This is a genomic window from Pantoea osteomyelitidis, from assembly GCF_044342975.1.
Lineage (GTDB): Bacteria > Pseudomonadota > Gammaproteobacteria > Enterobacterales > Enterobacteriaceae > Pantoea > Pantoea osteomyelitidis.
Genome location: NZ_JBGFSN010000004.1, coordinates 554,106 through 565,050, shown reverse-complemented (window position 1 = coordinate 565,050; position 10,945 = coordinate 554,106). Strand labels below are relative to the sequence as shown.

Here is a 10,945-nt window from a genome sequence, read left to right as displayed (position 1 = left end):
AGGTTGATCTCTGTGCATAAAAACAGTACTGTATATTCATACAGTTCATCACTGAGTGATAACCCCATGCGTACTGAACTCATGAAAAAAGCTGGTCCACACGCCCGTTATGCATCGACTTCCACCCCCCGCTTCTCCTCCGGGTGGATCACTGAACTGAGCTATCACGATCAACAACCCGGAATGATGCAGATGCTGCTTCTGCCTTTGCTACAGCAGTTAAGTCTTGAATCACGCTGGCAGCTCTGGCTGACGCCTGCCCATAAGCTGAATCGCGAATGGCTACAGCAGTCGGGTTTGCCGCTGGAAAAGAGCATGCATATTGCGCATTCGGATCGTTTTAGTACGGTTGAAGCGATGATCAAAGCATTACGTACCGGTAATTACAGCGTGGTGTTGGCATGGATTCATTATGAGCTGAACGATCAGGAACGACGTGAGTTAGAAAAGGCCGCAGCCGAAGGTCAGGCGCTTGGACTTATCATGCGATCGAGCAATTCCGTCAAAGTTGCTTCGCGACCAGCAAACCAGCTGAAAATTCAGTCTACTTTGTTTCATTAAGTAAAATTGAGATTTATCTCAGTGGTTTGTTTTACTGTTTTATCGCTAACTCACTGATTCTCTTACTTCCAGCTTTGACAATGGGTTAGCGGAATTACAGAGCTTTTCTTACGGCAATATCACCATGTGCATTGTGAGAAAGTGTGTATAAATCGCTGTTTTTTTACCGCGCAACGTCACATCGTACTTGTAAGTTTCCAATCTCGTTGTAGACTTTACCTCGCCAGGGTGCTCAATAACCTCCGTTTTTTTTCGGTAGAGTCATAAGCGAGCGTTTGGACCCGGCGAAGGATTACAACCAAGAGCAACCTTTTTGCTCATTGCCTATTTGGATGATAACGAGGCGCAAAAATGAAAAAGACAGCTATCGCAATTGCAGTGGCACTGGCTGGCTTCGCTACCGTAGCGCAGGCCGCTCCTAAAGATAACACCTGGTATACCGGTGCTAAACTGGGCTGGTCTCAGTATCACGATACTGGTTACTACGGTAATGGTTACGTAAACAACGATGGTCCGACTCATGAAAGCCAGCTTGGCGCTGGTGCATTCCTGGGTTATCAGGCTAATCCTTACCTGGGCTTCGAGCTGGGTTATGACTGGCTGGGCCGTATGCCGTATAAAGGCAACACCATCAACGGCGCGTACAAAGCACAGGGCATTCAGCTGGCAGCGAAACTGAGCTACCCGATCAATGACGATCTGGACGTGTATACCCGTCTGGGCGGCATGGTATGGCGTGCTGACTCTACTCAGAACAACAATGGTACCCGCATCAGCGACCACGACACCGGCGTTTCTCCGCTGGCTGCTGTTGGTGTTGAGTATGCGCTGACCCAGAACTGGGCGACTCGTCTGGACTACCAGTGGGTTAACAACCTCGGCGACGCCGGCACTGTTGGCACCCGTCCTGACAACGCCATGTTGAGCGTAGGTGTTTCCTACCGCTTCGGTCAGGATGAAGCTGCTCCGGCACCGGCTCCTGCCCCGGCTCCGGCTCCGGTTGTTGAAACCAAGCGCTTCACCCTGAAGTCTGACGTTCTGTTCACCTTCAACAAAGCGACCCTGAAACCTGAAGGTCAGCAGGCGCTGGATCAGCTGTACAGCCAGCTGAGCTCCATGGATCCGAAAGACGGTTCCGTTGTTGTTCTGGGCTTCACCGATCGCATCGGTTCTGACCAGTACAACCAGAAACTGTCTGAGAAACGTGCGCAGTCTGTTGTGGACTACCTGGTTTCTAAAGGCATCCCGTCTAACAAAATCTCTGCGCGTGGCATGGGTGAATCCAACCCGGTTACCGGCAATACCTGTGACAGCGTGAAAGGCCGTAATGCCCTGATCGACTGCCTGGGTCCGGACCGTCGTGTAGAAATCGACGTGAAAGGCATCAAAGATGTCGTAACTCAGCCGCAGGCTTAAGTTATCACGTAATAAAAACCCCGCTTCGGCGGGGTTTTTTTATGGCTGTGCTCGTTGCAGCATGCTCATAACGCCAGGACCACTTATTTTTTATCCGGGTCCGATTTTCCTAAAATAGCCTGCAGATCCTGTTTTAATGTGGACATCTGGCTGGCATATTTCTCTTTGCGTTCCGCATCTTCAATCAGCTGAACAATGGTTTCCGACAGGGTACTGCTGCGCCGTTGCGCCAGTCCGGCCAGCCGTTGCCAGACCAGGTACTCCAGATCGATCGATTTTTTCCGCGTGTGCTGATGTTCCGCATTGAAGTGTCGTTTGCGCCGGGCGCGAATCGTCTGTTTAAGCCGGTTATCCAGATCGGGGTGAATATGCTGTGCAATCCACTCGGCGACATCCACAGGATGATTCTCCATCGCCAGCAGCGCATTAACCGCTTCCTGAGCCGCGCTAAGCTCAATATAACGCGTGATCAACTCACCTTCCCGATGCTTTTTCACCAGGTATTTCCATTTCCATCCGCTTTCAAGATTTTCGAGTTGCTGGTATTTCATCGGAATCTCATCGTGATCACGTAACAAGCTAAGAATAACAGCTTTTTTCTCTCATGCAGCAAGGAAAAACATCTGGTCACCTTCACAGGGCCGATGAGATCTCCACAGTGCTTAACGAGGTTGATTCCTGTATAATCTCGCTTTTCTCATAATCAGATAAATGCGATAACATTGACCAGCTCTCAACTTACGTGGCAGGCATTGCAGCCTGATACCACGCGCTACCAGTCCGTTTTCTCTCAACTGCCTGAAGACGATATCGATAGCCTGGCATCGGTTCAACCCCGACTGCTCAACGCGCTGGCTCATTTACACCATCAAACTCTCGGCTTTCCCCTTCTGCTGGTTCGCAGTCAGGAGAACAGCGATTATCTGGCGCGCATCGCCCAGGCTGTTCAACATGTCGCCACGCCAGCAAGCACGCTGTATGGCGGCGAGTACCATATCATTGCGGATAACGTTACACTTCTGCCGCCGACAGACAAGAATCGGCCTTTTACCGGCAGCGGCGAGGTTCATTTCGCTGAATGGATAGAGTTTGAGCAGCTTTTCGGCTGCGTGCGTCTGCATAAAGATCGTATTCAGCTGGAACCTGGCCTGTTGCATAAGGCGAATGGCGGCACGCTGGTGCTCTCGCTGCGTACGCTACTGGCGCAGCCGGTGATGTGGATGCGCCTTAAGCAATGCATCGTTAAAGGTCGCTTTGAGTGGCTTTCACCTGATGAAGCCCGTCCGTTGCCGGTTTCTATCCCTGCGCTGCCAATGCAGCTGCGACTGGTGATTTGCGGCGAGCGCGACGCGCTGGCTGATTTCCAGGAGCTGGACCCGGAAGTGCATGAAATGGCCATCTACACTGAATTTGAAGAGAATATTCAGGTGCTGGATGAAGAGGATATGACGTCCTGGTGCCGCTGGACTACCGATATTGCCTGTCAGGCAGGATTGCCGACACCGGAAGCAGATTTCTGGCCGCCATTAATTCATGAGAGCGTACGCTTTACTGGCGATCAGGAAACCTTGCCGCTCTGCCCGCGCTGGCTGCTGCGTCAGTTGCAGGAAGCCTCGTTGCACGGCGAGAGCCTTAACGCCGAAGCGTTACAGGCCGCGTTGGAAGCGCGCAGCTGGCGTGAAAGCTATCTGGCTGAGCGGATGCGCGATGAGATCCTGCTGAAGCAGATTTTGATCGAAACCGAAGGCGAAGTGGTGGGTCAGATTAACGGCCTGTCGGTGATTGAGTTTCCCGGCCATCCCCGTCCCTGGGGCGAGCCGTCGCGTATTACCTGCGTGGTACATCCCGGCGACGGCGAATTTACCGACGTTGAGCGCAAGGCAGAGCTGGGCGGCAACATTCACGCCAAAGGCATGATGATCATGCAGGCTTACCTGATTGCCGAGCTGGAGCTGGATCAGCAGCTGCCCTTCTCCGCTTCCGTGGTTTTTGAACAGTCCTACTCGGAAGTGGACGGCGACAGTGCCTCGCTGGCGGAACTCTGCGCCTTAATCAGCGCACTTGCCAACCAGCCGGTAAATCAGCAGATTGCCGTAACCGGCTCGGTCGATCAGTTTGGCAACGTGCAACCGGTCGGCGGACTGAATGAAAAAATTGAAGGTTTTTTCGAAATTTGTTGTCAACGTAATCTCACGGGACAGCAAGGCGTGATCATTCCGGCCTGCAATGTGCGCCATCTGAGTCTGACCCCCGCGGTCATCGAAGCCGTTGAACAGGGTCAGTTCCATATCTGGGCGATTGAACAGGCGGATGAAGCATTGTCGTTATTGACCGGTGTGGAATGGCGCACGGATGAAGGAACCTGTTTGCTACGGACGATTCAGGATCGTATCACGCAGCTTAATCAGCAAGAGGCCCAACATCGTCCCTGGCCACTTCGTTGGCTAAACTGGTTTAACCACAGCTGATCGGATTTGTTCAGCTATACCCGTTAGCTAACATTTGTGATTCATTTAAATAAGGCTTATTGAGAACATGGTAGATAAACGCGAATCCTATAGCAAAGAAGACCTGATTGCCTCAGGTCGCGGCGAACTGTTTGGCGAAAACGGCCCGCCGCTCCCGTCAGGCAATATGTTGATGATGGACCGCGTGGTCAAAATGACCGAAGACGGCGGGAAATATGATAAAGGCTTCGTGGAAGCGGAACTGGATATCAATCCCGACCTGTGGTTCTTCGGCTGCCATTTTATTGGCGATCCGGTGATGCCGGGCTGTCTGGGGCTGGATGCCATGTGGCAGCTGGTGGGTTTTTATCTGGGCTGGCTGGGTGCAGAAGGTAAAGGCCGTGCGCTGGGCGTGGGTGAAGTGAAGTTTACCGGCCAGGTCCTGCCGGAAGCGAAAAAAGTCACCTACCGCATCCACTTCAAACGCGTGATTAACCGTAAACTGGTGATGGGCGTTGCGGATGGCGAAGTCTTTGTAGATGGTAACCTGATCTATAACGCCAGCGATCTGAAAGTGGGTCTGTTCAAAGATACTACGTCGTTCTGATCCGGATATGAAAACCTCCGCACGCAGCGGAGGTTGTCATCCTTTTCGTGACATTCGGCTAGGCTACTTCCGACCTGTCCTCCATGGCTTGTCGCCAACCTCCCAACCAGTGAGACTTCGCGTCAATCAACTGATAGGGACACATTTCTTTAGAACGTCCCGAAATACCTGCCTGATAGCCGCGTGAATGGGCTCGTTCCAGGCGATCTCGTTTTTGTCTCTTCATACCTCGTTTCCCTCATTTCATGTCTGGTGGAATCTGGTGGAAAGAAAAGAGTGGCGAAATATTATTCAACCACACTAATGTTCTACCGTCTCTGAAATAAAAGATCAATGCGCAAATTTCACGCCAATGTCATAAATTTGACCTGAAGCTGATATCTGTCAATCCGAAAACGCCACGCAGGATCGCGCCATCTGCCTGATTCATGAATAAAAAAGTCCCTGATGGGTTTTGCCGCACCGCTACGACAAATCAGGGACTTAACAACAATATCGAACTATTCCTAATTTAAAGCAGTCAGCGTTTGCGCTATCTGTTGGGCCTGTTGCTGCCAGCCCGCCGCCAGGGTTCTGACCAACGCATCATAACCATCCTCCTGCTGCGGCAGGATCAGATTAAACGGCTGTTTGATTAGCCGTCCTTGATGTTGCAGCACCCACTCGCCGCTTATCACCGCTTTGCCGTCATAGCGTCCCTGAAAACCGGTAACGTTGACGTTCAGCGTGTCATGCTGTTCGCTCAGCGGCGTGGCGGAAACCAGCCTGCCGGGCAAGGCCCGGCTCAGGTTGGTCACCAGGGTTTGCTGCAGCTGCTGATCCAGCGGGCTTGCCCAGAGATTTTGCGACGCAATCACATACTTTACATCGCTGGTTTGATAGACCACGCCGTTACCCGCCAGATGATCCGGTACGGTGACCTGCTGTACCCAGAGCATCGGCTGCGAAGACGCGGTCAGCGTGCTGCTGGTGCTGGCTGCCGCACTGCTGCCCGCGGGCAACTGGTAATAAGTGGTATCAACAGTGCTGCTGCATGCGCTGACAGAGAGCGTCGCCAGCGCGATTAACCATTTTTTCACTATTTAGCCCTCTTTGGCTGCGGATCCTGACCCGGTTTGGCTTCGAAGACGAGCGCGTTGCTCTTGCTGTTCAGCGTTTTCAGTACCGGCTGCAATTCACGCAACACCTGATCCAGACGCTGCATATCGCCCACCAGCTTGTTGTAAGCTGGCGAACCCGGCTGCAAGCCCTTCATGCTGCGATTCAGCTCACGCAGGGTTTGCTGCATATCTTCCGGCAGCGTTTTCATCGCCGGGCTGGCGGTGATCTGGTTAACGTTGTTCAGCGTTTTTTGCAATTCACGCAGCGTACGCTGGCTCTCTTTCAAGGTTCCGGTCGCCTCATTCAACATCGGATTCAACGGCAGGCCATTGATCTTATCGAGCGCCGCCACCAGTTTCTGCTGGATCTGGCTCAGGCCGCCGCTGACCGTCGGGATAATTTCATATCCGCCAACCTTGTTCGGACCCTTATAGGGGCCGGCGTTATCGTAAAAATCCAGATCGATATAGAGCGAACCGGAGAGCAGATTGCCGGTTTTCAGCGTGGCGCGCAGGCCGCGCTTCTTGCCATCCTGCAGATGCTGTTCCAGATTGAAATTGTCACCCATGCGACTGATAAAGCGGTCCGGCTCAATACGAATCAGCACCGGCACGCGATAATCAGTGTTCAGGTTCTGATTGACGCCCGGCAGCATAAACGGCGCCTGCGCCACGGTTCCGAGACGAATACCGCGGAACTCCACCGGCGCGCCCGGCTGCAGGCCGCGGATCGAGTCGGTAAAGAACATCAGGAAATCGACATGATTGGTGTAGAGCGAATCCTGGATGCTGCGCTGATCGTCAAACAGATGGTATTCCGCCTTGTTCTGCGCCGCATTGCCCAGCTCCCAGCCGTCCGGCACGTCAAAACTGACGCCGCCGCTAAACAGCGTGGTCAGGGAGCCCATTTCTACCCGCATACCGGAAGCGGACATATCCACGGCGATGCCGCTGTCTTTCCAGAAGCGTACGTTAGAGGTCACCAGACGGTCATAGGGCGCCGCGACAAACAGCTGATAGGTCATCATGCGTTTCTCGGTATCAAAGGTGCTGGTTTCCACCGTGCCCACGCGATACCCCCGGAACAGCACTGGATCGCCCGGATTCAGCTGACCCGCCTTTTTGCTGTCGAGGGTGATACGAATGCCTTTCGCATCCGGCGGCGCCAGCGGCGGCGCATCCAGCAATGGATAGTGTTCCGGCTGTTCGCCCTTGCTGCCGGGCTGTAATTCAATGTAAGCACCTGAAAGCAGGGTGCCCAGGCCGGTCACACCTTCACGGCCAATTTGCGGCTTTACTACCCAAAATACGCTGTCGCCATGCAGCAGTTTTTCCATCCCGGCATTCAGGCGCGCTTTGATTTCAACATGATGCAGATCGTCGGTCAGGACCGCGCTCTCTATCACGCCGACATTAACGCTGCGGCTTTTGATCGCGGTTTTACCCGCCTCAATACCTTCCGCATTTTCGGTGATCAAGGTTACTTCTGGTCCCTGATGGCTGAAGTGATAAAACAGGATCCATCCGCCGATAAACAGGGTAACGATTGGGACAATCCACACCGGTGACCAATGTTTAATCCTGTCAACTTTAGCAATACCGTGATTATTTTCCGTCAACGTGCGGCTCCTTAAGTGTTTCATTATGCAGGCGATCCCAGGTCAGGCGCGGATCGAAGGTTATGGCGGCAATCATGGTCAGAATCACCACCAGCGCAAACAGCAGCGCACCGAACGCAGGATAAATACTCATTAAACGTCCCATCCGCACCAGCGCAGATAAAACAGCGATAACAAAAACATCAATCATTGACCAGCGGCCCACAAACTCAACCACTTCATAAATCCGATGCATCTTTTCACTGTCGCGCCGCCCCCGCCCGCTGGCATCCCAGCAGAGCCAGCCAATCGCCAGCATTTTTAGCGACGGCACCATGATGCTGGCGATAAAAATTACCAGCGCAACCGGATAAGAACCGTCACTCCAGAGCAAAATCACCCCTGCCATGATATTGGAGGGATAAGGATTGCCCAGCGTCTCGGTGACCATAATCGGCATGATATTGGCCGGAATATAGAGCATCAGAGAAGTGATCAGCAGCGCCAGCGTCCATTGCAGGCTGTGCTTACGGCGTGCGTGGGCGCTCACGCCGCAGCGTGTGCAGGCACGTTGGTTTTTGGGCAGTACGGCGGTGCAACAAGGGCAGGAGCGTAAATGCTGGCGGAGTCCGCTGATGCCCGGCTGCGGCATGCGCGGCAGCGCGGGCAGCGGAGCAATTTGTTGCCAGACCCAGCGGCGATCAACGCACTGAAACGCACGTAGCTGAAGCAGACAAAACAGGCACCAGGGCCAGAAACTGGTACCAAGGCCAATATCGCCATAGGCCATCAGCTTAACCATGCTGACCAGCACGCCGACCATAAAGATCTCTGCCATGCCCCAGTTACGCAGCTGAAACAGAATACGCGTAAGGCCCAGGCGCAGGCTGTGCGGCATTTTAACCCGGTTGACCAGCAGAATGATGCCAAGCATACAAAATGCAGGGATGGCCTGAACAAACAGCAGGAACAGCGTCGCCAGGCTGCGATAATCTTCCGACACCATGACGCGTGGGATCGCTGTTAATGTAATTTCACTGCTGAGTCCGGCGACACGCATATTGATGAAAGGAAAAAGATTCGCCAGCAGCAGCATAAACAGCGCGGCCAGCGCATATCCCGTTGGCCGTCTGCTCGGCTCATGCCAGCGGGTGACCAGGTTGGTATGACAGCGTGGGCAGTTCGCTTTGCTGCCGACAGGGATTGTCGGCAAGCGGGTCATGAGATCGCATTGCGAACAGAGTATCCATCCTGATGCCTCTGTCGCTAAACTGCTCTCCTTCTCACTGCTGCTCATGCGCCGTTCTTCAGTGATTCGAGATATTCCCATCGTTCGAACGCGCTCTCCAGTTCTTGCTCTGTACGGGCCAGTTCATCCAGTACCGGTTGCGTTTTATCGTGCGGCTGGCCGAAAAAGTCTGGATGACTCATTTGGGCCTGTAGCTCACCGATACGCGTTTCCAGCGCTTCCAGTTTTTGCGGCAACTGTTCCAGTTCACGTGCCAGGTTATAGCTTAGTTTGCCTGCACTGCGTTTGGATAATTCATTTTTTTCGCTGTCGGATTTTGCCGGGCCGGACACCGCTTTGGGCTGCGCACTGGCTTTCTGCTGCCGGTAAGCGGAACGCTGCTGTTGCGCATCATGGTAGCCGCCGACAAAACTGCCGATCTCGCCGTTACCTTCAAAGATCCAGCACTCCGTTACGGTGTTATCCACGAACTGACGATCATGGCTTACTAACAGCACGGTGCCTTGATAGCCGTCGATCAGCTCTTCCAACAGCTCCAGCGTTTCGACGTCGAGATCGTTGGTGGGTTCATCGAGAATCAACAGGTTGCTGGGACGCAGGAACAGCCGCGCCAGCAGCAGACGGTTGCGCTCACCGCCGGAAAGCGCGCGTACCGGGGTCATGGCGCGTTTCGGATGGAACAGGAACTCCTGCAGATAGCCCAGCACGTGACGCGGCTTGCCGTTAACCATCACCTCCTGTTTCCCTTCCGCGAGGTTATCCATCACCGTACGGTCCGGATCAAGCTCGGCGCGATGCTGATCGAAATAGGCGACTTCCAGCTTGGTGCCGCTGTGAACACGGCCGCTGTCCGCTTTCAGCTGCCCCAGCATCAGGCGCAGCAGCGTGGTTTTTCCGCAGCCGTTCGGCCCGATCAGAGCAATTTTATCGCCGCGCTGCACCTGCGCGGTAAAATCGCTGACCAGCGTTTTGCCTTCCACCGCGTAGTCCACATGCTCAAGTTCAAAGACGATCTTGCCGGAACGCGATGCTTCTTCAACCTGCATATTGGCTTTGCCCATCACCTCGCGTCGTTCGGAACGTTCGCGACGTAACGCTTTCAGCGCGCGCACGCGCCCTTCATTGCGGGTGCGGCGCGCTTTGATGCCCTGACGGATCCAGACTTCTTCCTGCGCCAGTTTGCGGTCGAACTCCGCATTCTGCATCTCTTCAACGCGCAGCGCCTCCTCTTTGCCTTCCAGGAACTTATCGTAGTTGCCTGGCCAGGAGACCAGCTTGCCGCGATCGAGATCCACAATGCGCGTCGCCATATTGCGAATAAACGAGCGGTCATGGGAAATAAAGATGATGCTGCCGGTAAAGCTTTTCAGGAAGGTTTCCAGCCAGTCGATGGTTTCAATATCAAGGTGGTTGGTCGGTTCATCAAGCAGCAGCACGCGCGGGTTGCTCACCAGCGCGCGGCCCAGCGCCGCCTTACGCAGCCAGCCGCCGGAAAGCGAGGAAAGCTCGGTGTCCGGCTGCAATCCAATCTGCTCCAGCACGTCGCTAATGCGGCTTTCCAGCTGCCAGAGATTATGATGATCCAGAATCCCCTGCAGGCGCGCCATCTCGTTGAGATTTTTCTCGCTGGGATCGTGCATCACCACATGCGAAATGGCGTGATAGGCCTTGAGATGTTCCGCCTGCTCTTCCACCCCTTCCGCAACAAAGTCATATACCGAACCGGTAATATTACGCGGCGGATCCTGTTGCAGGCGCGCCACAACCAGATCCTGTTCGTAGATAATGCGCCCATCATCCAGCGGCTGTTCGCGGTTGATGATTTTCATCAGCGTCGATTTGCCTGCGCCGTTACGGCCTACCAGACAGACGCGCTCGTTCTCTTCAATATGCAGCTCGGTATTATCCAGCAGCGGCGCATCGCTGAAGGAGAGATAAGCGCCATGAATACTGATCAGTGACATAAA

9 protein-coding genes and 1 pseudogene are annotated in these 10,945 nt (G+C 53.9%); 4 read left to right on the top strand and 6 right to left on the bottom strand.

The genetic code is table 11. The features are described from left to right. The first annotated feature begins 66 nt into the window (after nucleotides 1-66). Both sulA and ompA read left to right on the top strand, forming a co-directional pair. Complete coding sequence (sulA, locus tag ABU178_RS07580) at nucleotides 67-561, top strand: SOS-induced cell division inhibitor SulA (protein ID WP_397213488.1); 495 nt, start codon at nucleotides 67-69, stop codon at nucleotides 559-561. A 351-nt stretch (nucleotides 562-912) separates the two neighbouring features. Continuing rightward, a complete protein-coding gene (ompA, locus tag ABU178_RS07575) occupies nucleotides 913-1,977 on the top strand; it encodes a porin OmpA (RefSeq protein WP_397213486.1) in 1,065 nt (354 codons plus the stop codon). Nucleotides 1,978-2,060: 83 nt separating this feature from the next. On the opposite strand, the gene matP is transcribed toward ompA, so the two are convergent. Continuing rightward, a complete protein-coding gene (matP, locus tag ABU178_RS07570; RefSeq protein ID WP_397213485.1) occupies nucleotides 2,061-2,528 on the bottom strand; it encodes a macrodomain Ter protein MatP in 468 nt (155 codons plus the stop codon). 53 nt (nucleotides 2,529-2,581) lie between these two features. Here matP and ABU178_RS07565 point away from each other — a divergent pair. Together ABU178_RS07565 and fabA are read left to right on the top strand one after the other, a co-directional pair. After that, nucleotides 2,582-4,445: pseudogene (locus ABU178_RS07565) on the top strand (AAA family ATPase). Between the two features lie 67 nt (nucleotides 4,446-4,512). After that, nucleotides 4,513-5,031 carry a bifunctional 3-hydroxydecanoyl-ACP dehydratase/trans-2-decenoyl-ACP isomerase gene (gene fabA / locus ABU178_RS07560; protein ID WP_397213483.1) on the top strand — a complete coding sequence of 173 codons (519 nt, stop codon included), beginning with the start codon at nucleotides 4,513-4,515 and terminating at the stop codon, nucleotides 5,029-5,031. Nucleotides 5,032-5,089: 58 nt separating this feature from the next. Here the strand turns inward: fabA and rmf are convergent, their stop codons facing one another. From rmf to ABU178_RS07535, 5 genes are all read right to left on the bottom strand, one after another. Further along, nucleotides 5,090-5,257: a ribosome modulation factor gene (gene rmf, locus ABU178_RS07555; RefSeq protein WP_397213481.1), complete on the bottom strand. Its 168-nt coding sequence runs from the start codon at nucleotides 5,255-5,257 to the stop codon at nucleotides 5,090-5,092. 280 nt (nucleotides 5,258-5,537) lie between these two features. Continuing rightward, nucleotides 5,538-6,110: a membrane integrity-associated transporter subunit PqiC gene (gene pqiC / locus ABU178_RS07550; protein ID WP_397213480.1), complete on the bottom strand. Its 573-nt coding sequence runs from the start codon at nucleotides 6,108-6,110 to the stop codon at nucleotides 5,538-5,540. After that, nucleotides 6,110-7,750 (bottom strand): intermembrane transport protein PqiB, encoded by a 1,641-nt coding sequence (pqiB, locus tag ABU178_RS07545; protein WP_397213478.1) that lies wholly within the window; start codon nucleotides 7,748-7,750, stop codon nucleotides 6,110-6,112. The genes pqiC and pqiB overlap by 1 nt, the downstream gene beginning before the upstream one ends. Next, complete coding sequence (gene pqiA / locus ABU178_RS07540) at nucleotides 7,737-9,026, bottom strand: membrane integrity-associated transporter subunit PqiA (RefSeq protein ID WP_397213476.1); 1,290 nt, start codon at nucleotides 9,024-9,026, stop codon at nucleotides 7,737-7,739. Before pqiA ends, pqiB begins: the two co-directional genes overlap by 14 nt. Next, nucleotides 9,023-10,942, bottom strand: a complete 1,920-nt coding sequence (locus tag ABU178_RS07535) for an ABC transporter ATP-binding protein (RefSeq protein ID WP_397213474.1) — start codon at nucleotides 10,940-10,942, stop codon at nucleotides 9,023-9,025. Before ABU178_RS07535 ends, pqiA begins: the two co-directional genes overlap by 4 nt. Between the last annotated feature and the right edge of the window lie 3 nt (nucleotides 10,943-10,945).

Excerpts from the sequence above, each read along its gene's own strand:
- sulA (WP_397213488.1), top strand. The coding sequence starts at position 67 with ATGCGTACTGAACTCATGAAAAAAGCTGGTCCACACGCCCGTTATGCA.
- ompA (WP_397213486.1), top strand. The coding sequence starts at position 913 with ATGAAAAAGACAGCTATCGCAATTGCAGTGGCACTGGCTGGCTTCGCT.
- matP (WP_397213485.1), bottom strand. The coding sequence starts at position 2,528 with ATGAAATACCAGCAACTCGAAAATCTTGAAAGCGGATGGAAATGGAAA.
- fabA (WP_397213483.1), top strand. The coding sequence starts at position 4,513 with ATGGTAGATAAACGCGAATCCTATAGCAAAGAAGACCTGATTGCCTCA.
- rmf (WP_397213481.1), bottom strand. The coding sequence starts at position 5,257 with ATGAAGAGACAAAAACGAGATCGCCTGGAACGAGCCCATTCACGCGGC.
- pqiA (WP_397213476.1), bottom strand. The coding sequence starts at position 9,026 with ATGAGCAGCAGTGAGAAGGAGAGCAGTTTAGCGACAGAGGCATCAGGA.
- ABU178_RS07535 (WP_397213474.1), bottom strand. The coding sequence starts at position 10,942 with ATGTCACTGATCAGTATTCATGGCGCTTATCTCTCCTTCAGCGATGCG.